Origin of the sequence: Haloglycomyces albus DSM 45210, assembly GCF_000527155.1 — a bacterium.
In the GTDB taxonomy this organism is placed as follows: domain Bacteria; phylum Actinomycetota; class Actinomycetes; order Mycobacteriales; family Micromonosporaceae; genus Haloglycomyces; species Haloglycomyces albus.
Genome location: NZ_AZUQ01000001.1, coordinates 3,082,237 through 3,101,886, shown reverse-complemented (window position 1 = coordinate 3,101,886; position 19,650 = coordinate 3,082,237). Strand labels below are relative to the sequence as shown.

The window sequence follows — 19,650 nt, the reverse complement described above, 5'->3', positions numbered from 1 at the left end:
GTCTTTCGGACTCTCGCCGGGGGCGGTGTCGTCATGTGAGGGGTTGTCAGCCTAGCAAGCGCGGTCACGTGAGGTGTTGGAGGGCGTCGATCACGTCGGGGAGGGCGTCGGTGTCGATGGTGGGTTGCCACGGTTGGGTTTCGGTGTCGCCGAGGGCGTCGAGGTTGATCCAGTCGGATCCGTCGTGGGTGTTGGGGGTGGGGAAGTCGAGCTGTTCGGGCCAGTGGCCGGTGGGGTCGGCCGGTGGCGGCAGGGTTTCGCTTTGGTAGGGGTTGGTATCGGGGTCGGTGCCGGCGTCGACGTCTCCGGTGGCGGTGGGGTCGGGGCCGTCGAGGAACAGGTCGGGTTCGGCGTCACCGAGGTCGTCGGTGCCGGTGGGGTCGTTGTCGGTCGTGTCGGTGTGTTCGTCCCACGGGTCGTCGTCGACGTTGAGGTCACCGTCGTGGTCGGTGTTGAGGTCGTCGGGCACGGCGATGTCGGTGAGGTCGAACGGATCGGTGTCGTCAATGCCGGGCGAGGGGGAGGTATCGGCATTGTCGTTGTTGTCATCGGGTACGTCGAACTCATCCATCGGTGCTCTCCTTCGGTAGTAGGCCGCGAGTTTTGGCGAGTACTTCGTCGAGTTGTTTGACTTTTTTGGTCATGGAGTCGCGCCGCTGTTTGAGGGATTCCTGTTTCTTTTTGCGCGCGGCTTTGTCGGCGGCGACGGCGCTTTCTGCGGCGTCGATGCGGGAGTCGTATTCGTTGCCGCGCCTGCGGAGCGCCTCATCGAGGGTGGAGGAGAAGATGTACTGCACTTCGTTGAACCGCAGAGAGATCTCTTCGTTCAACGATGCCCGGGCGTCGGTGATGACTTCACGCGCCCAGGTTTTGGCGGCCTGCCGGTTTCCGGCGATTTTACGTTTGGCGAGGAGAAACGCCCCGGCGGCGAGTCCAAGGCCGACTCCGGTGGCCGACAGTGCGATCCCGGCGGCTCCTCCGGCGACACCGAGGCCGACGGCTCCGAGCCCGGCGCTGAGTCCGCCTGCGGCGGTACGTCCGGCCATGAAGGCCATACCGCCGACGCTGGCGACCATGAGCGCCCCGTCGGGGTTGGAGTCCTTGGTGGCGCGGCCGGCTTCGGCGGCACGTAGTTGCGTTTGAATCTGCGAGGTCGCCTGCTGCATTTCCGCGTCGGTGAACACTTGCCGCAGAACCCGGTCGGCCAGCAGCATGAACCGGTGGTGCAGTTGCTCGCTCAGACGTGACGATACCGCTTGCAGAGCGATGTCCATGCGCTGCGGCATCGCTTCGATGGTGGTTTTATCGGCTTTTTCGAGCTCTCCGGTGATCTGCTCCTGCAACGCGGTCAAGTGTTCGCGTGCGGTGGTGGTCATCTCGACCTTCGCGCGGTTGGTTTCCACCTGCAGGGCGAGATTGGCTTTGCGGGTTTCGGCCTGTTTGGTTTCCAGGACGCGTTTTTTCTCCGCTTTGAGTTCCTTGGCTTTGTCAGGGTCGGGATTATAGGCTTTGACCTCTTCGGAGGCGTTGGCGGCCAGACGGGCGAACTCGGACCGAGCCGCTCGGGCGACGTTGGCGGCCAACAGGGCCTCGCCCGCGTTGGCCATTTTGGCGAGCGAACGCTGCAACGTGCCGATCCCGGATTCCTTCGCGAGGGTTTGGCGGACCGTCCCGTTGGACGCGAGGGCTTTCTCGGCCAACAACGCGGAGACGGGGAAATGCGGGGCGGTACGGAACCGGGGAGCGTGCGCGTCGATCAGAGCCCGGTTTTCCGCGAGGATGTCTCTCCAACCGGGGTAGGAGTCGGTCTTGGTGAGCACGAAGACGACGAAGTTGACTCGGCTGGAGGCTTCGGCGAGGAAATCAAGTTCGGTTTTGGTCAACGGACAGGACGCGTCGGTGACCATGAGAAGACACGTGGCACGCGAGACGGCCTCCAAAGCAATCTGCGCGTGATCGGGTTCCAACCCACCCGTTCCAGGGGTGTCGACCAGGGAGACGTATTTCAACAACGGCGCGGGGTGACCGACGAGCATGCGACGCGGCAGGTCGTAGCCGGTCGGATAGTCGCCGAGCGCGGTGGCCCAGTTGCGAAGATCGCCGGTCGACAGCAGCAGCGGCTCACTGTTGCCCGGCAGCCAGGCGCGGACACTGGAGGCTTCGGCGTAGGCGAATTCGAGGTAGGAGTTGGTGGCGACCCGCACGTCGACAGGGGAGAGACCGGGGGTACCGAGAAGCGAATTGACCAGCGACGACTTCCCGCGTTTGGTTTCTCCGACCACGACGGTGACAGGACGATCGGGCTGCCAGCGGGCCACCTGGTCGACCTCGGCGGCGGCCGCGGAGTCCACCGACCGGAGAGAAGCCTGCGCGGCGGAAGCGGCCTTGGTGCACAGGGCCCGCAGATTCGCCAGTTTTTCGGTATTGCTGCTGTCGTTGTCGCTGTCGGTCATAGTGTGTACTTTCTTCTCACCGCCGGTTGGGTCGTTCGGTCACTGGTTGTCGGCAGAACGCAGCTGTCGCGCTATCAGGCTGAAGCCACGCACCATCTCCTGGGCGACGCGCGCTTGAGGGGGCGAGGCGGCACCATTGGCGAACGCCCGCCACCGGCCCGCCGCCTTGATGGCGGCCTCGGCCAGATCCTGTGTCCCGGCGGAAGGCATCCCCAAGACCGTCGCGGGATCCTGAGACAGCGCCAGCCGAGCGGCCTCGGCTTCCATGTCGGGTTCGAGACGTACCTGACCGCTGGTGACCTGACCGGCCGCCTGCAGGACCTTAAGTCGATGATAAGCGGGGTCGGCAACGATGTCTTCCACCAGGTTGTGGAGAAGATCGCGATCGGACTCCTGCGCTTGTGCCGCATGCGAACGCAACCGCGACAGACCCCAGCCGGCCTTGATGACGTCGGCACGACTGGCGAACACCTGGTGCAGAGTGGAATGCAGACGGGGCAGACCGGAGGCGGCCTGCAGGAGACGCACCAGTTCACCGGTCGACATGCGCGGCTGCGAACGCAACTGCGCGATGGCGAAGCTGATGCCGTACAGGTCCAGACGATCCAAAAGACGACGCCGAACCTCACCGTCGACAGGGGCCGGTTGAGTGTGGAACAATTCGGTCGACGCCAACATGACGGTCAACTGGGTCTCATCCATCCCCGCCAGAGTCCGCAAAGCCTCACCGTCAGCGGCGGTCAACAGGCCCGCCTGGGACGTTTCGGCCAACAGGCCCACCAACGGGACCACATCACAAACGACACGTCGCAGCAAGGTCAGCTGTTCATCGGCCAACGGTGTCGCCACCGGCCACGGGTCGGAACCGGCGTCGGCAGCAAGCTTGTCGACCTTGTTGAACAGAGCCAAAGAATTCATGGGCGTTCCCGATACGGCATGTGAGGCCGCGGAAAACGCCTCCAACGCCTCCACGTCATCGGACTTCACCGCCTGAGTGAACACATAGATGATCGCCTCAGCGGCCGCGACCGCTCCCTTCGAACCCTCGTCGGTGGAGGCGGAAAACGGTGCGGCGAAAAGCGTGTCGGCGGCCTTATCGGACACCTCGGAGTTCACCGACTGCAAACCGGGCGTATCCAGCACCACGAGATTTTCCAACACCTGGGAGGCCAACTGCACGTCGACCATGTCAACCTCCTCCACCGGGCACGGCAACGAGGCGGGTATCATATGGTCGGCATCGAACAGCACAGGTGTCCGTTCACCCGATTTCGTGACCACCTCGATGCGATCGGCCGGACCATAACGGAAACGAGTCACCACACGGGTGCATTCACCCGCGGCGGTCGGCGCGACCCGTTGGCCGATGAGCGCATTCACGAGGGTGGACTTGCCTGAGGAAAGACGTCCAGCTACTGCTACGGTGAGTGGTTGAGAGAGTCGTTGGGCGACTTCATCGGCGACCGACTTCGATTCAGGAGTGAGCGACCCCGACACCGCTTCCGCCGCCTGTTTAAGTTTCATCGCCAACGAACCCGACACTTACCCGTCCTTTCGCACAAGTTAACAGCCAATAAAATAGTGTTCACCCCTACCGTAAACGACCCTTCGCACAGTCATCATCCCTGATTCGTGCCACTACCAAGGAGACGCGGTGCGTTCACCTGCTGATCGTGACAAACTTATCGACCACACCGTCCACGCTCTCACCCAACCAGGGTTGCAGCTCCTCACCGGACCACCCGGGTGGGGGCGCACCCACCTACTACAGCGCATCAGCGCGCAACTGCGACAACGCGTCGTCCACACCGGAGGACTCGCCGCCCTCCGCCACCACCCCGCCCTCGCACTCATCCGCGCCACCAAAGCCGGACTACCCAGCGACTCACCCACCGTCCTCGCCGCCGCGGCCCTATCACGACTGAAAAACACCACCCTCGTTATCGACGATATTCAATGGTGTGATCCGCACACCCAAGCCGCGCTACCACACCTGGCACAACACCTCCCCATCCTCGCCGCCGGAACCACCGGCATCGAACTCGCCCGCGACCTGACCGACAGCGCCCACATACACCGCATCCCCGCCCTCGACGACAACAGCATCAACACCCTCCTCCACACCGTCAACCCCCACCTCACCGACAACCAAAAACAACACATCCGCCAACACGCCGGCGTCCACCCCCTCGCCCTCGCCACCCTCGCCCGCACCCCCGACACCACCAAAGACACCACCCCACGCGACCCCGCCCACTCCATCGCCACCGCGCTCGCCGCCGCCGACGCCGGCCTCCGCACCGGCCTGGCCACCCTCGGGCTCCTCGGCCGCCCCGCCCACCACAGCCTCCTCGGCGACACCGCCACCACCGGCCTCCGCGACTCCGGACTCGCCGACACCGACGGCGACTACCTCTCACCCACCAGCCCCTGGATGGCCGCCATCGCCGCCGGTGCACTCAACGACACCCAACGACTCGCCCTCCACGCCAAACTCGCCGAAGCCACCAACGGACTCGAATCCGCCCGCCACCACTGGGCCGCCGGAAACCTCACCCAAGCCGAAACCACCGCACTGGCCGCCGCCGACAGCGAACCCACCCACGCCACCGCCGCCCTCACCCTCGCCGCCACCATCAACGACCAACACAAACTCCCCGCCGCCAAAGCCGCCATCAAAGACCACCAACCCACCCACGCCCTCCGCCTCCTCGCCGACGACGACACCCCCGCCGCCGTCCGCACCAAAATCTACGCCCACCTCACCCTCGCCAACCCACTCGCCGCCCGCGGCCTCACCGACCAACTCAACGACACCCACCCCGAAACCGACGCCCTCCGCCTCCTCACCCACCCCAACCCCAGCGAAATGATCGACGACATCACCAAACGCCACGGCAGCGAACCCGACCACCCCACGCTCCACGCCGCCCTCGCCGCCACCCGCGGACAAGGACTCGACGCCGCCGCCGAACAAGCCGCCTCCGAAGGCGCCTACACCATCGCCTACTGGTGCCGCTGGAAAAGCACCAACCAAGCGGTCAACAACGCCCAACTGCCCGACGCCAAACAACGCGCCCTCACCGCCGCCGCCGACGCCGGAAACAGCGGACACCTCACCTGGAAAGCCCGCTTCCTCGCCCTCGCCGCCCTCACCAACGCCCTATCGTCAACCCAACTGGACAACCTCATCGCCTCGGTCAAACGCGCCGAATCCGGACCCCTCCCCGACGATATCGCCACCCTCCTGGCCGCCACCCTCGCCCTCGCCACCGCCGACACCGGCGACCTCGGCCAAGCCGCCCGCCACCTCGACGGCATCGGACGCACCCACCCCCTCGTCTCCTGGATCGAAGCCGAATACGCCTGGCTGGACGGCCAACACCAACCACCCCGACACACCGCCCCCACCGTCGACCTCGCCACCGGACTCACCCACATCACCAACCAATGGCTGTCCTACGACCAAGGACACACCCCCACCACTCCCCTCAGCGGCCGCTGGCCCACCCCCGTCGACAACACCCTCACCGCCTGGAAACAACGCCGCGCCGACGACTTCCACACCGCCGCCGAACAATGGGACGGCATCAGCCTTCGCGAAAAAATCCGCGCCCTCCTCGCCGCGGGCTACCACGCCGACGGCGACGCCGCCACCCAACTGCTCCTCGACGCCGAAAACCTCGCCGAAGACGCCGGACTGACCGTCCTCGACGGCAAAATCAAACGCGCCCTCCGCCGTCTCGGACTACGACGCGACCAACGCTCCAGCCGTGGAATGGACCTCACCGGCCGCGAACAACAAATCCTCCACCACATCTCCGCCGGCCACCCCACCCGACGCATCGCCGAAACCCTCGGCATCACCTCCGAAACGGTCGAAACACACATCCGCAGCGCCATGCGTAAACTCGGAGCAAAAACCCGCACCGAAGCCGCCGTCAAATACCAAAAGGGACACACAACATGACCGACCGGCCCCTACACGTGTGCAACAATCCCAACGACGCCGCCGGCCTCCTCCGCACCGCCGTACGCGGCGGCTGGCGGGCCCACGCCGGATTCGCCCTCCCCACCCCTACCTGGGACCTCGAAAAACAACGCATCGTCTGCCACGGCCCCGTGGCCGACGAACACGCACTCGGCCAAGCCCTCCTCGCCGCCACCCGAGGATGCGGCATCATCGCCACCGCCCACACCCCACTGGCCGAGGCGCTCGCCGACGACCTACACCGCTTGGAAGCACCCGCGAGCGCCGCCGACGTCGCCCCCGCGTCCATCCTGACGGTCGAAGAGGAGGCCCTTTTGCGTCATCTGGCGGACGGTTCCACCATCGCCGCCGCCGCGAAGGCCGAATTCGTGGCTCTGCGTACGGCCAATCGGCGGATCGCCGCGGCGCGGAAGAAACTCGGTGTCACCACGACTCGGGAGGCCGTCATCGCCTTCACCAATCGCATTGGCGATCAGAGCTGACCGAGATCGGCCACCCGTTCTTCGACTTCCGACAGTTGCGCCCGTAGGCGTTCGGCTTCGGCCTCGGCATCGGTTTTGATCTGTTCCAACACGTCGAACACCACTTGTTCCACCTCGGCACTGCCGGATGCCCGTGCCACTTCCAGGGCCCGTCGATGGTCGATGTCGTGGGCCTTTACTGCTGTTTTCGCTCCGCGTGAGGCGCTCATGGTCCATTTCTCGCCGTCAAACGAGACCGTTACCGACACCGACTGGCCGCGGGTTTTCGGTTTGCGTCGTGGCGTGGACTGCCGTGGTGTGGTGGCGCGCTGTGGAGGTGTTTTCGGTGGTTGTGGTGTGGCCCGGGTCGTTTTTTCCGGCGGTTCGGTGGTGTCGTCCAGCAACGGTGGTCCGGAGGGTTGTCGTGGTTCGGCTGCGGGTTCGTCTGTTTTCTTCTTGCGCCGTGACAGTTCCCCGCGTTCGGGTAGGCGGATTTCGTCGGGGCCGAACTCCAAGCGGTCGGAGCCGAATTCGACGGTCAGGAACTCGCCGGTGCGGTCGTCGGCGATCGCGACGACCTTGCCGACCTGTCCGGCGATTTGACCGGCACTGTCACAAAAGACGACTCGGGGGCGTTTCCCCGATCGCACTACTTGCTCGATATGGTCCACATCGTGGTCCGATAGCGACATGTCTTCTCTCCCTGCGGGTCAACGAACTCTCTTTGGTTCATTGATATCGCACCGGTCAGACACCGCGAGAGCAGGACAGGTCCGGGCGCGGCAGGACACAATGGAGATTCCAGGCGGTTAAGTATGTTTGGCGCAGTGTGGTTACTCGTCTACGACGATGGTGGTGAGCAACACCAGGCTGTCGGAGTGAGCGGTGATGTGGTGGCTGTTGTGGGGGAGGGGCAACAGGTCTCCTGCCAGTACGTCCCATTGGTCGTCGTCGGTCGACAGTCGGATACGTCCTTCCAATACGTGCACGGTTGCCTCGTCACGACCGTTGTGCGGCGACGTGGAGGTGCCGTCGGTGAGGTACATCAGCGTATGGCGTAGGTGCTTGTCGTGTCCGGGGGTCAAAGATATGGCCGCGCGACCGGACGTGGCCTCTTGGGCCTGGTGGGCGAGCTGTCGACCTATAGCGGGCAATGACGTTTTAGACATCGTCTCTCCTGACTGACTCGGCTGGTGTGGACGATCGTAGGCGATCGCGGTCGGCGCTAGGGCGCAAACGTCCGGATGGAGGCGACGTCGGATCGGCCGGCGACGTTGAAAACGCCCAAATCGCCCACCGCGATACCGCGCTCACGACCGGGATCGAGTGACAATGTGGAGGATTGAAAACGTATCCAGCAGGAGGTTCCCATGTGTCAGATCTGCGAAGGGCAGGCTCCCGACGATCTTTTGGCTCAGATTGATTCGCGCTTGGAGCAGTACGGGGTGACGTTCCTCGGCGTCGACCACGACGATGCTCACGTGTACTCCATCGGTCTCACCGACCACGGTCTGCCCGAGCTGTACATGGACGCCACGTCGGGCCTGGACGGAAGCGTCCAGGACTGGCAGATGTTTTTGCAGGTGCTGGTGCACCGCGTTCGCCAGCAGGGCCGTATCGGCGAAGACGATCGTTTCGCCTGTGAGGACGAGGGCTGTGACTGTGGAATCGAAGCGACCATGGTTCCCCATCAGCGTGATGCGGCCGCCGTGGCACAGCAGCGTTACGGTGAGCGTTTGAACGTCTGGAAAGTGGCCGTCACCCGTCCGTAAACGGCTCTACAACGGCGGAGGTTGCCTTCGCCGTATTTTCAGGGGAAAATAATCGATACATCTAACATTGTGTGAGGTGGTGTAGCGATGGCTCGTATCGATGACGTCCGTGCGGTCAAGCAGCGACATGCCGATCGCCTCCTGTCGTTCGCGGGCGTGACGGGTGTCGATATCGGATACCGTTTCCGTGAGGGCACGAGGCGCGACGAAGTGTGCCTGCGGCTGTGGGTGGAACGTAAAGGCGGCTACATCCCCGCAGGGCAGCATCTACCATCCGATCTCGACGGCGTGGCGACCGATGTGGTGGAACGCGCCGTGCGGCCGAATGCCGACGAGCGGCGTTACCGGCCGTTGATCGGAGGGGTGTCGATGGGCCCGTGCCGACAGCCGCACGGATCACCCTTGGCGGGAACGTTGGGAGCGATCGTACGGTCGCGTTCGAACGGGGTGTGGTTTGGTTTGACCAATTGGCACGTGGCCGCCGTCGACGGTGACTGGTCGCCGCGAGACGACATGGTTCAACCATCTCAATTGGATGGTGGATCGTGTCCGGACGATGTTTTCGGGTCTCTTGAAGCGGCGGTGCTGAATGAGCGCGTCGATGCGGCGCTCGTGTCATGTGAGGCGAGGGAAGCGGTGCCCTACGTGCGCGGGATGGGGCTGACGGCGGGATCGACGGCCGCCGAGTTGGGAATGGAGGTGTCCAAGGTCGGGCGTACGACCGGAGTGCGGAGTGGAATCATCGACGGCATCGAAGCGAACGTGTCGATTGATTACGGTGGCGACGTGGGCCGTCATCGCCTGGTCGATCAGTTGTCGGTGGCGGCCGATTCCGAGGCGTTCGGCCTGGGCGGCGACTCTGGTTCGGTGGTTCTGGGGCCGGATCGACGTATCGTGGGACTGTATTTCGCCGGTACACCGGACGGCCTGAGCGGCATCGCCAATCCCATCGGAGCGGTGGAGGAGGAATTCGACATCGTCATCGACGATTGTGGATAAAATAAAAGACCCACCACACGGGTGGATCTTGACATACGGAATTACTTGTTCTGGAGCTCTTCCAGTTCCTTTTCGAGCTCTTCGGTATCCTTATCGAGGTCCTCGCAGCTCTGGCCGGTTTCTGCTTCGTAGTCTTCACAGACCTCGCTGACTGCACTGAAGAACGCCACGTACATGATCGTGGTGATGGCGAGCGCGAGGACACCGGTCACCAGGCCGGCGATTCCCATGCCTTTTCCGGTTCCGGCCTTTTTGGCCTTGACCATGCCAATGATGCCGAAGATGATCGCCAAGGGGGCGATGATGAACGAGATGACGTTGACAAGGGGGATGATACCGAGAACGAGGGCGATGATACCGAGAACGAGACCGGTAACGGCCAAGCCGTTACTTTTCTTTTCGGGGGCCTGTGGTGCGGCCATGCTTTTACTCCTTGAGAGATTCTTTCAAATGGGCCACCAGAGAGTAGCATATTCCTACTTTTGTTCGACTTGTAGGTCCATTGAAGAGGCGGGAAGCGCTGGATTTTTGCATGGTGTGCAATAAAAGTAGCGTCCATGTTGAATCCATTGTGTCTGGTCAATGCAATACACGACCAGACACAATGGTCTATTTTCCGTCGTAGGCGCTGTGGAGCGCGGCAATGTCGATTTTCTTCATCCCCAGCATCGCCTTCATGGCTCGGTTGGCCGCGTCTCGGTCGGGCGCGCTGATCAGCTCAGGCAGAACGGTGGGAATGATCTGCCAATGCACACCCCAACGGTCCTTGAGCCAGCCGCATTCGATCTCAGAACCGCCGTCGGCGAGCAGCCCCTCCCACAATCGATCGATTTCGGCCTGATCGTCGCAGTTGACATACAGGCTCATCGCGTGAGTGTAGGTATAGCCCGGACCGCCGTTGAGTGCGACGAACTCCTGATCGGCCAGACGGAAGTGCACCTCCAACACCATTCCGGCCTCACGCGGCCCGGCTTCACCGAAATAGCTGGTTGAGATGATCTCGGAGTCGTCAAACAGCGAGCAATAGAATTCGGCCGCCGCGAGGGCGTCGGTGTCATACCACAGGTTCGTGATGATCTTTTTCATGATTTCTCCTTCGGTAGTCGCCTGTATAGACGATACGGCCGCCGTGAATTAATCGCCGCCGCAACACGACACCCGCGCGGAAGTTCCGCTGCCACGATCCGAACCGGTCAGTACCTACAGTGACAGTGATATATCCCGTCCAACCCGACCTGAGGAGTACCATGTCGCAGGCACCGTTCACCCTGCCGTCCTTTTACACCCCTTATCCGGCTCGCCTGAACCCACATCTCGACAGCGCACGCCGTCATTCGACCGAATGGGCACAGCAAATGGGGATGCTTGACGCTCCTTCCACCGGCGGAGGCGTCATCTGGGACCGCGCGGAACTCGAACGTCACGATTACGGCCTTCTATGCGCCTACACCCACCCCGACTGCGATGAACAGACCCTCCAACTGATCACCGACTGGTACGTGTGGGTGTTTTACTTCGACGACCACTTCCTCGACGCCTACAAATACACCCATGACATCGAGGGCGGCCGTGACTACCTGGAACGCCTGGAGACGTTCATGCCGACCGGATCGCAGACGATGCCCGAAGTCACCAATCCCGCCGAAGCCGGTCTGGCCGACCTGTGGCAACGTACCGCCCCCGACATGAGCGACGACTGGCAACAACGCTTCATCACCTCAACCCACAACCTCATGATCGAATCACTGTGGGAACTGTCGAACATCAACGATCAACGCGTCGCCAACCCGATCGAATACGTCACCATGCGCCGCAAGGTCGGCGGTGCACCATGGTCGGCCAACCTCGTCGAATACGCCAACGGCATGGCCCTACCGGCCGACGTGGCGCGCTCGCGACCCGTCGAAGTCCTCCGCGACACCTTCTCCGACGCCGTCCACCTGCGCAATGACCTATTCTCCTATCAGAGAGAAGTCAACGACGAAGGTGAATGCGCCAACGCCGTCCTCGTGTTCGAGCGATTCTTCGACACCGACACACAACGGGCCGCCGACATCACCGGTTCTCTCCTCACCAGCCGACTCCACCAATTCGACAACACCGCACTCACCGAGGTCGGACCCACCTGTGCGGCCATGGGAGCCGGAGCGGACGCGCAAACGGCCATCGCCGCCTGGGCCAAAGGGCTCCAAGACTGGCAAGCGGGCGGCCACGAATGGCACATGCGGTCCAGCAGGTACATGAAGGAAAACACCACACCCAACCCCACCGCGCAGTGGAAAACCTACCTCGACGGCCCACGACAACACGCCACGCCACGGCCCCGCCCGGTCGGACCGGTGACCTTGCCCGAGCTGTACATGCCCTACGGGCTCGAACTCAACCCGCACCTGCCCGCCGCGCGCGACCACAACATCGCCTGGGCCGACAAAATGGGAATGCTCGCCAGCCTTCCCGGCCTCCCCGGAATCTGGGGCTACGACCAGTTCGACGGGATGGACCTCGCACTGTGCGCAGCCGGAATCGACCCCGAATGCGACGGCGACAATCTCAACCTGTCGTCCGACTGGCTCGCCTGGGGCACCTACGGCGACGACTACTATCCCATCGTATTCGGACACAGCGGCGACCTCGGCGGCGCACATGCACAGAACAAACGACTACGCCTGTTCATGCCCCTCGACGACACCGAGACTCCCGGCCCACTCAACCCCCTGGAAGCGGGTCTCGACGACCTGTGGCGCCGGACCACCGCCAACGGCAATCGACACCAATACGGAGAATTCCGCGACGCGGTGATCACCATGATCGACAGCTGGGTGTGGGAACTGCATCAACACCGCCAAAACCGCACCCCCGACCCCATCGACTACATGGAAATGCGACGCAAGACCTTCGGATCCGATATGACCATGGCCCTAGCGCGAATGAAACACGGACGTCAGGTACCCGACGAGATCTACCAGACCCGACCGATACGCGAACTGGAGAACTCCGCCGCCGACTATGCCTGCCTGACCAACGACGTGTACTCCTACCGCAAGGAAATCGAATTCGAAGGCGAACTACTCAACGGAGTAGCCGTATGTGAACAGTTCCTCGAATGCCCCACCAACGAGGCCTTCGGCCACGTCGCCCACCTCATGCGCGAACGTATGCGACAGTTCCAATACATCATCGACCACGACCTGCCACAACTGTACGAACACCATCAGCTCAACGACGACGCACGCCACGCCATCGACACCTACGCGATTGAACTACAACGGTGGATGTCAGCGATCATGAACTGGCATAAAGAAACCAACCGCTACCGCGACGAAGAACTACCACCTCGTCCCGGTCTCGTCGGTCCCACCGGCATCGGAACGGCCGCCCTCCGGCCGTTCAACACCGCACACACCGCCGGATAACCACAACCGGGCGGGGCTTGGTGTAGCCCCGCCCGGACAACTACGCCTCCGACAGCCGCTGCGCCACCCGATCAGCCACCGTCGCATCAATCGAACGCCAATACTCCAACGAACGCTGCAATACCGGCTCGGACACGTCCTGCGACAAATGCCCCGCCACATTCGACACCAACCGGTCACGAGCGGCATCATCCATAACCTCCCGCACCAACGTGCCCGCCTGCGAGAAATCATCGTCATCGCGACGCTTGGAATAGGCATGAAACACCAAATCCGCCTCCTCCACCGTCCACGTCGCCTCAGCCGTCCTCTCCTGCCCACCGGCCGACGGGCCACCATACGAATTCGGGTGATACACCGCCCCCACGTTCGCCGGGACCTGCCGCATCGCGCCATCCTTCGCATACGACCGCACCACCGAAGCAGGACGGTTCGGCGGCAACTCACCCGCGTTCACACCCACCCGATAACGATGCGTATCGGCATAAGCGAACATACGCGACAGCAGCATCTTGTCCGGAGACGGACCAATCCCGGAAATAAAGTTCGACGGAGAAAACGCCGCCTGCTCAATGTGAACATGATAATTCTCCGGAACCGAATCCAACCGCATCCGACCCACCTCGATCAACGGATAATCGGCATGCGGCCACACCTTCGTCAAATCAAACGGATTAAACCGATAATCCGCCGCATCCTCAAACGGCATCACCTGCACCGACAAAGTCCAAGAAGGACACTCCCGCTGCGAAATCGCCGTATACAGATCACGCAGATAATAATCCGCGTCCACCCCCGCCAAACGATCCGCCTCATCCTGCGGCAAGAAATCATTACCCTGATCGGTGCGGAAATGATACTTCACCCAAAACCGCCGCCCCGCCGCATTGATCCACATATACGTATGCGACGAAAACCCGTCCATATGCCGCCACGACGCCGGAAGCCCACGATCCCCCATCAACCACGTCACCTGATGCGCCGACTCAGGCGACAAAGACCAATAATCCCACTGCATATCATGATCACGCAAATGAGTCACCGGATGCCGCTTCTGCGACCGAATAAAATCAGGGAACTTCGTCGGATCCCGCATGAAAAACACCGGGGTATTATTACCCACCATGTCGTAATTACCTTCATCGGTAAAAAACCGCAAAGCAAAACCACGCGGATCACGCCACGTATCCGGACTCCCCAACTCCCCGGCCACCGACGAAAACCGCGCCAACATAGGAGTCCGCGCCCCCGGCTGAAAAACACACGCCGACGTGAAATCACTGACGTCATTGGTCACTTCAAACGCACCATACGCCCCACCACCCTTCGCATGCACCACCCGCTCCGGAACGCGCTCGCGATTGAACTGTGCGAGTTTTTCCACCAGATGTACGTCGTGCAACAGGAGTGGGCCGTCACGGCCCACACTCAACGAGTTCTCGTCGCTGGCGACTTCAATGCCTGACGTCAATGTCGTCTTCGGGTCGTCACTCATCTATCGGCTCCTCACCACCGCATCGAGCCGATGCGGCACCAATACTGAAGTGTGAGCCCCAGCTGTTCGCTGGGGCCATAGCTGGTCAAGAGCCTAGTGAATTTCGCGTCCAGGCGCAGACGGTCGCCGAAATCGACCTTCCAACGTTGCTGGAGCGGTTACCATCCGGCGACTTGGGCGAACGCCTGATCGATCGAGGTGTCACCGGACACGAGTTCGAAGGTGTGACCGGCTGTTTCGGGTCGGTTCAACGTCTCCGCCACCATGGCGGCCACGTCGGCCCGTGGAATCGAGCCGGTGCCCGTCTGGCGGGCGACCCGCACTCGACCGGTCGCCGTCTCGTCGGTCAGTTTGCCGGGACGCACGATCGTCGTCTGCAAGGAACGACGCGCGCGCACCTCTTGATCGGCGGCGGCTTTCGCTCGTAGGTAGGCGGCGAACACCGGATTCGACTGATCGGCGGCGGTCGGGTCGTCGACGCGCCGCGCCGATATCATCACATATCGGGGTACTCCGGCTCTTTCGGCGGCGTCGGCCAGTAGAACCGCCGCCGCTTTGTCCACTGTTTCCTTCCGTTCAATACCACTGCCGGGCCCGGCTCCGGCAGCGAATACGACCGCGTCGGCTCCGGACAGTTGCTCGGCCAGTTCGGAGACGGAGGCCTCCTCCAGATCCAATACCACCGCTTCGGCGCCGGTGGCGGTGACGTCGGGGACGTGGTCGGGATTGCGGACGATCCCTACCGGGGTGTCGCCTCGGTCGGCTAGAAGGCGTTCCAACAACAGAGCTATCTGACCGTGACCGCCGGCTATAACCACACGCATGACACAATACTCCTCACAGTAGACGATACTCTCCACACTAGCGTCTCCTACCTGGAATACCGGGTGGATGTCGGAGCCTATCGTTAGGCTACGGCCATGAAGACTCTTTCTCCGCAGGCGTACCATAACGCCGTTGATTTTCTGTACCGTAACGCTCGCCTGATCGACCTGCGGCGTTCCGAATACCTGCACCGCGGTGGTCCGAGCGCTCCCGTCCTGGACGTTCTGCGGGGGTACCAAAACCCTGACGGTGGTTTCGCCTGGGCGTTGGAGCCGGATCTGCGTGGGCCCACCAGTCAACCGCAGCACGCCGAAATCGCGCTTCATCACCTCAATGAGATAAGCTCGTCCGATTCCACGGTTCTTGACGGTCTCACCGGATGGTGTGACTCCCACGCCATTGACAAGGCGCTCCCGTGGGTCCTCGACACCATTACCGATCAACCTCACGCGCCCTGGTGGCAGCCGCAGACCTACTCCGACGGGAGTCTGAAGGCCTCTATCAATCCCACCGGTGCCGTCGTCGGTTTCCTACACGCCTTGCATCATGATTCCGCCTGGCGCGCGAGCGCCGAACAGTATTGCTGGGACTACGCCGAACACGGAACCGTCTCCGACGGTTATGCGGCTAAGTGCCTGCTCACCTTTCTCGAATACGTTCCCGACCGCGAGCGCGCGCTGCGGGCCCTGGAGCGGTGTATTCCAGAGATTCTCGCGACCGTCAGTCTTGATCCACACGCGTCCGGCCATGTGCATTTTCCGCTCGACCTGGCCGGCCGTCCCGGTACTCTCGCTGCGGGGTTGTTCGACACCGCAACGATCGATCGGCACCTTGACGTGTTGGTCGAGGCGCAACAGGACGACGGCGGATGGCCTGCTAACTTCCCTATGTGGACAGATGCTGTCCGCTGTGAATGGGCTGGTTTTATCACCTTGAACACGCTGACGGTTCTCCATAATTGGGGACGTATCGACGACAACGACGACAAGGAGTGACACATGACCACACCACCTTCCGAGGGCGATACCGTCGCCGACTTCACTCTCCCTGACCAGCGGGGTCGTGCCCAACGACTGTCCGAACTGCTTGTCGACGGTCCCGTGGTGTTGTTTTTCTATCCGGCGGCGATGACGCCGGGATGCACGGCTGAGGCGTGCCGTTTTCGTGACATGAACGCGGAGTTTCGGCAGGCGGGAGCTCATAGTGTGGGTATCAGCATGGACGATGTTGCGCGGCAGACGGAGTTCGCCGATACTCATGGTTTTGATTTCCCCTTGCTGTCCGATGTCGAGGGCAGGGTTGCCGAACTGTTCGGAGTTCTCATCACCAACGCCGACGGTTCGACACAAGTGACCCGCGATACCTTTGTGATCGGTACCGACCGGCGCGTCGTCACGCACGTTCACGACGAATCCAATATGAACCGCCATGCCGACGCGGCGTTGGCGGCGTTGCGATAACTCCCAGCGGGGGAGGCGGGGTTGGTCTCAATTGAGAGTCGGCACGTTGTGGGGCGGATACGGTGGGGGAGTGAGTGACGATGAGATTCCACCGCCGCCGCGTGAGTTTCTGCCGGGGACGCCGCCGTTGAGCTGGCGGCGTCCCCACCGCCGAGACGCCATGTATGTGAAGTTCGCCGACTTCATGGCCGACGGGCTGTTCGATCCGGGTGCTCAGATGCGTATTCGTGTGGGTTCGCGGACGATTGAGGCGAGCGTGGAACGTGACGGCTACATTAGGATCGCGCATTTGGGGCGGTTTCGCACTCCGTCGGCGGCGATGCGGGCCTTGACCGGCTCACCGAGCGGTGCCTACGACGCCTGGCAGGTATGGATCGGCACGCGTTGGGCGTTCGTGCGGGAGGTGGAGGGAGCCTACCGCGAGGGGCGACCACTCGATCAGTGAGCGAGACTTCGGAACTCGATCATTCCTTGCGCGGTGGCGATCAAGACCACGGGATGGCCACGGTAGGTGAAAACCGGCCCGAGCGTCGCGTCGGAGTCCAGCTCGATCTCTCCGACGGGTGTGGGGCTTTCGGTCCCGGCGAACTTCACGCTCCCTTGATCGCCGTTCCACGCGAGCCCGACGTGTCCGTCCAGTCTGATTGGTTTTACCCACTCAACGGTTTGATATTGGTCGGTGACGTTATTGGGGATCAACGTCAGGTTGTCCAACGACCATAGCCGGAGGCGTCCGTTGGATTGATAGGAAGCGACGTAGGCTTTGTCGTTGACGATGTTGACGCCGAGTTCGCGGACCGTTTCGTCGAGGATTTGTGATTCGACGACGGTGGGGGCGTCGTCGTCGGAAGCGTTGACGACACCGATGCGTTCGTCATCGCAGTCGAACATGGCAACGACGTAGACGGTATCGTCCTGTTCGACAACGGCCGAACCTGCGTTGTTGGAACAGCCGCCACGGACGGTATCGATTTTTTCGCCGGTGAAAAGACCTCGGAAGGTCACGTTTTTATGGCCTTCGGCTACGGCGATCTGGCCGCGATACTGGCCGACCCATTTAACGGCGTCGTAGTCGTAATCCTGCTCGATTTCAGTGTAATCGCCGGTATCGGAGCTGTTCCACACGTACACGTCGCTGTCGGTCTGTGACAGAACCCAAAGCGTGTCGTCATAGCTGACGAAACGGATGGTGTGTATTTCCTCCGAATGTTGGGTGAAGGTACCGATGTGCTGGCCCATCTCGTCGTCCCACAGGCTCACGCGCCCTCCTTGACTGCCGAGGGCGAACATTCGACCGGAGGCGGTTTCGACCGAGGTGGTAGCGGTGATATTTCCGGTGAACTCGGGGTCGACTTCCAATACCGGGTCGTTCCAGGCCGCTTGATCGATGTCGACGACGTCTGAATCGGGATCGTCGACGACCTCATCGTCCGGTCCGGTAGAGGGAGACGAGCTCTCCGTCGTATCGTCGCTAGAGGACGAATTCGCGGCATCATCGATGTGGCCACCGGTCCCGTCACCGTTGTCGTCACCGGGAAGCAACACGAATGCGACCACTAGAGCTACCACTGCCACGGCCGCGACGGAACTGACGGCCGCCATCGTACGTAGGCGACGAGGTCGATTCGGCTCCACTGGGGCTGGAGGACTAAATGCCTGAGGGGGAGGAGAAGGCGGTGATGCTGCCGCGGCGGGATTGACCAACGCCCCTTCTGATACGGCCAACTCGGGCTGTTCGAGAGCAACGGGAGCCATGCCCAACTGTTCATGAACGGTTGTGGCCACAATGGGCATACGTGAAGAACCGCCGACTAGAAAAATACCCGCTACGGCGTCAGGGCCGATACCGCTGGCGCGAATCACTCCTTGCGTGGTGCGTACCGTACGACGAATCAGCGGAGCGACCACCTCGTCGAGCTCAGCACGGGTGAGATGAGTGGCGGAGCTGCCATGCGGTAGATGAACCTCTGCAGTCGTCTGCCGTGACAGCCGTTCTTTCGCGGTACGAACCGCGTCGAAGAATTCCCGTACCCAACGTTGTTGTTGCGTGCCAGCGGGGGAGTTCAGCCATGACCAATCCTCATCCGGATATTGACCGACCAGGTATTCCACCAACGCCTGATCGACGTCCAAACCACCGAGAGAATCAGAACCGTCCAATGCCACCACGTTCAACGCACCACCCTGTCGTTGTAGAACGGTAGCGTCGAACGTGCCCGCGCCGAAGTCGTACACGACCACCGCGCCACCGTCGGGCACCGAAACATTGCTGAGGCTCAGAAAATGATTGGCTGCGGCTACCGGCTCGGGTACCAACGTCACCTGGCCGAAACCGGCCTGTGAGGCGGCATCCTGAATCACCAGGCGCCGGGTCGCACCCCATGAGGCGGGAACGGTGATCGTCACCGGTCCCAGCGCGGCGGCGGTGCGTTCGCATTCGGTTTTTACTCGCGATAGGACGGCGGCGACCAGTTGTTCCAGGGGGTAGTCGTCGGCTCCGAGGAAGACACTGCCGTCGTCGATGCGGCGTTTGGGGTTGAGTTCGAGACGTTCGGGGTTATGTCGTCCACTGTCGACCGCATCGCGACCGGTGGTGAGAGAGCCGTCGGTTTCGGCGAAGACGGCCGATGGCAACAGAGTATTCCCGTCGAACAATTGCGCGGTAATGCGATTGTCGTGGTGACGTAGGTGGGCGACCGTATGAGTCGTTCCGAAGTCGATACCCAGGGCGGAGGTTGTCGAAGTCGCGTGCATGGTATTAACGATACCGGGCAATGACAA

Annotated in this window: 18 protein-coding genes; 8 read left to right on the top strand and 10 right to left on the bottom strand. The window is 62.2% G+C overall.

Features of this window, described 5'->3' with window-relative positions; all coding sequences use genetic code 11:
- Positions 1-64: 64 nt before the first annotated feature.
- The 3 genes from HALAL_RS0114340 to HALAL_RS0114330 are packed head-to-tail and all read right to left on the bottom strand — an operon-like array spanning position 65 to position 3,995.
- A complete protein-coding gene (locus HALAL_RS0114340) occupies positions 65-571 on the bottom strand; it encodes a hypothetical protein (RefSeq protein WP_025274659.1) in 507 nt (168 codons plus the stop codon).
- A complete protein-coding gene (locus tag HALAL_RS0114335) occupies positions 564-2,453 on the bottom strand; it encodes a dynamin family protein (protein ID WP_025274658.1) in 1,890 nt (629 codons plus the stop codon). The genes HALAL_RS0114340 and HALAL_RS0114335 overlap by 8 nt, the downstream gene beginning before the upstream one ends.
- 39 nt (positions 2,454-2,492) lie before the next feature.
- Positions 2,493-3,995, bottom strand: a complete 1,503-nt coding sequence (locus HALAL_RS0114330) for a dynamin family protein (protein ID WP_025274657.1) — start codon at positions 3,993-3,995, stop codon at positions 2,493-2,495.
- A 112-nt stretch (positions 3,996-4,107) separates the two neighbouring features.
- On the opposite strand from HALAL_RS0114330, the gene HALAL_RS19240 reads away from it, so the two are divergent.
- Together HALAL_RS19240 and HALAL_RS0114320 are read left to right on the top strand one after the other, a co-directional pair.
- Positions 4,108-6,423: a LuxR C-terminal-related transcriptional regulator gene (locus tag HALAL_RS19240; RefSeq protein ID WP_025274656.1), complete on the top strand. Its 2,316-nt coding sequence runs from the start codon at positions 4,108-4,110 to the stop codon at positions 6,421-6,423.
- Positions 6,420-6,926 carry a helix-turn-helix domain-containing protein gene (locus HALAL_RS0114320; protein WP_025274655.1) on the top strand — a complete coding sequence of 169 codons (507 nt, stop codon included), beginning with the start codon at positions 6,420-6,422 and terminating at the stop codon, positions 6,924-6,926. The genes HALAL_RS19240 and HALAL_RS0114320 overlap by 4 nt, the downstream gene beginning before the upstream one ends.
- On the opposite strand, the gene HALAL_RS0114315 is transcribed toward HALAL_RS0114320, so the two are convergent.
- Both HALAL_RS0114315 and HALAL_RS0114310 read right to left on the bottom strand, forming a co-directional pair.
- Positions 6,917-7,597: a hypothetical protein gene (locus tag HALAL_RS0114315; protein ID WP_025274654.1), complete on the bottom strand. Its 681-nt coding sequence runs from the start codon at positions 7,595-7,597 to the stop codon at positions 6,917-6,919. The genes HALAL_RS0114320 and HALAL_RS0114315 overlap by 10 nt on opposite strands.
- A gap of 141 nt (positions 7,598-7,738) precedes the next feature.
- Positions 7,739-8,074, bottom strand: a complete 336-nt coding sequence (locus HALAL_RS0114310; RefSeq protein WP_025274653.1) for a cupin domain-containing protein — start codon at positions 8,072-8,074, stop codon at positions 7,739-7,741.
- Positions 8,075-8,275: 201 nt separating this feature from the next.
- On the opposite strand from HALAL_RS0114310, the gene HALAL_RS0114300 reads away from it, so the two are divergent.
- On the top strand, positions 8,276-8,677 hold the full coding sequence (locus tag HALAL_RS0114300) for a DUF4262 domain-containing protein (RefSeq protein WP_025274652.1): 402 nt from the start codon (positions 8,276-8,278) through the stop codon (positions 8,675-8,677).
- Between the two features lie 87 nt (positions 8,678-8,764).
- A complete protein-coding gene (locus tag HALAL_RS0114295; protein WP_025274651.1) occupies positions 8,765-9,676 on the top strand; it encodes a chymotrypsin family serine protease in 912 nt (303 codons plus the stop codon).
- 41 nt (positions 9,677-9,717) lie between these two features.
- Here HALAL_RS0114295 and HALAL_RS0114290 read toward each other — a convergent pair whose 3' ends face one another.
- Positions 9,718-10,098, bottom strand: coding sequence for a DUF4190 domain-containing protein (locus HALAL_RS0114290; RefSeq protein ID WP_025274650.1), 381 nt, complete (start codon positions 10,096-10,098; stop codon positions 9,718-9,720).
- A 187-nt stretch (positions 10,099-10,285) separates the two neighbouring features.
- On the bottom strand, positions 10,286-10,762 hold the full coding sequence (locus HALAL_RS0114285) for a VOC family protein (protein ID WP_025274649.1): 477 nt from the start codon (positions 10,760-10,762) through the stop codon (positions 10,286-10,288).
- A 161-nt stretch (positions 10,763-10,923) separates the two neighbouring features.
- On the opposite strand from HALAL_RS0114285, the gene HALAL_RS0114280 reads away from it, so the two are divergent.
- Positions 10,924-13,089 carry a terpene synthase family protein gene (locus tag HALAL_RS0114280; RefSeq protein WP_025274648.1) on the top strand — a complete coding sequence of 722 codons (2,166 nt, stop codon included), beginning with the start codon at positions 10,924-10,926 and terminating at the stop codon, positions 13,087-13,089.
- A gap of 40 nt (positions 13,090-13,129) precedes the next feature.
- On the opposite strand, the gene HALAL_RS0114275 is transcribed toward HALAL_RS0114280, so the two are convergent.
- Positions 13,130-14,584, bottom strand: coding sequence for a catalase (locus HALAL_RS0114275; protein WP_025274647.1), 1,455 nt, complete (start codon positions 14,582-14,584; stop codon positions 13,130-13,132).
- A gap of 158 nt (positions 14,585-14,742) precedes the next feature.
- Entirely contained in the window at positions 14,743-15,408 is a 666-nt protein-coding gene (locus HALAL_RS0114270) for an NAD(P)H-binding protein (protein ID WP_025274646.1), read from the bottom strand.
- 96 nt (positions 15,409-15,504) lie between these two features.
- Here HALAL_RS0114270 and HALAL_RS0114265 point away from each other — a divergent pair, with 96 nt between their 5' ends.
- The 3 genes from HALAL_RS0114265 (at position 15,505) to HALAL_RS0114255 (ending at position 17,314) form a co-directional block, all read left to right on the top strand.
- Complete coding sequence (locus tag HALAL_RS0114265) at positions 15,505-16,404, top strand: hypothetical protein (protein WP_025274645.1); 900 nt, start codon at positions 15,505-15,507, stop codon at positions 16,402-16,404.
- 3 nt (positions 16,405-16,407) lie between these two features.
- Entirely contained in the window at positions 16,408-16,869 is a 462-nt protein-coding gene (locus HALAL_RS0114260) for a peroxiredoxin (protein WP_025274644.1), read from the top strand.
- 70 nt (positions 16,870-16,939) lie between these two features.
- Positions 16,940-17,314, top strand: coding sequence for a restriction system modified-DNA reader domain-containing protein (locus HALAL_RS0114255; RefSeq protein WP_156937758.1), 375 nt, complete (start codon positions 16,940-16,942; stop codon positions 17,312-17,314).
- Here HALAL_RS0114255 and HALAL_RS17825 read toward each other — a convergent pair.
- A complete protein-coding gene (locus tag HALAL_RS17825) occupies positions 17,308-19,623 on the bottom strand; it encodes an Hsp70 family protein (RefSeq protein ID WP_025274642.1) in 2,316 nt (771 codons plus the stop codon). The two genes, HALAL_RS0114255 and HALAL_RS17825, sit on opposite strands and share 7 nt — an antisense overlap.
- Positions 19,624-19,650: the final 27 nt, after the last annotated feature.

Excerpts from the sequence above, each read along its gene's own strand:
- HALAL_RS0114340 (WP_025274659.1), bottom strand. The coding sequence starts at position 571 with ATGGATGAGTTCGACGTACCCGATGACAACAACGACAATGCCGATACC.
- HALAL_RS0114335 (WP_025274658.1), bottom strand. The coding sequence starts at position 2,453 with ATGACCGACAGCGACAACGACAGCAGCAATACCGAAAAACTGGCGAAT.
- HALAL_RS0114320 (WP_025274655.1), top strand. The coding sequence starts at position 6,420 with ATGACCGACCGGCCCCTACACGTGTGCAACAATCCCAACGACGCCGCC.
- HALAL_RS0114315 (WP_025274654.1), bottom strand. The coding sequence starts at position 7,597 with ATGTCGCTATCGGACCACGATGTGGACCATATCGAGCAAGTAGTGCGA.
- HALAL_RS0114310 (WP_025274653.1), bottom strand. The coding sequence starts at position 8,074 with ATGTCTAAAACGTCATTGCCCGCTATAGGTCGACAGCTCGCCCACCAG.
- HALAL_RS0114300 (WP_025274652.1), top strand. The coding sequence starts at position 8,276 with ATGTGTCAGATCTGCGAAGGGCAGGCTCCCGACGATCTTTTGGCTCAG.
- HALAL_RS0114295 (WP_025274651.1), top strand. The coding sequence starts at position 8,765 with ATGGCTCGTATCGATGACGTCCGTGCGGTCAAGCAGCGACATGCCGAT.
- HALAL_RS0114290 (WP_025274650.1), bottom strand. The coding sequence starts at position 10,098 with ATGGCCGCACCACAGGCCCCCGAAAAGAAAAGTAACGGCTTGGCCGTT.
- HALAL_RS0114285 (WP_025274649.1), bottom strand. The coding sequence starts at position 10,762 with ATGAAAAAGATCATCACGAACCTGTGGTATGACACCGACGCCCTCGCG.
- HALAL_RS0114280 (WP_025274648.1), top strand. The coding sequence starts at position 10,924 with ATGTCGCAGGCACCGTTCACCCTGCCGTCCTTTTACACCCCTTATCCG.
- HALAL_RS0114275 (WP_025274647.1), bottom strand. The coding sequence starts at position 14,584 with ATGAGTGACGACCCGAAGACGACATTGACGTCAGGCATTGAAGTCGCC.
- HALAL_RS0114270 (WP_025274646.1), bottom strand. The coding sequence starts at position 15,408 with ATGCGTGTGGTTATAGCCGGCGGTCACGGTCAGATAGCTCTGTTGTTG.
- HALAL_RS0114265 (WP_025274645.1), top strand. The coding sequence starts at position 15,505 with ATGAAGACTCTTTCTCCGCAGGCGTACCATAACGCCGTTGATTTTCTG.
- HALAL_RS0114260 (WP_025274644.1), top strand. The coding sequence starts at position 16,408 with ATGACCACACCACCTTCCGAGGGCGATACCGTCGCCGACTTCACTCTC.
- HALAL_RS17825 (WP_025274642.1), bottom strand. The coding sequence starts at position 19,623 with ATGCACGCGACTTCGACAACCTCCGCCCTGGGTATCGACTTCGGAACG.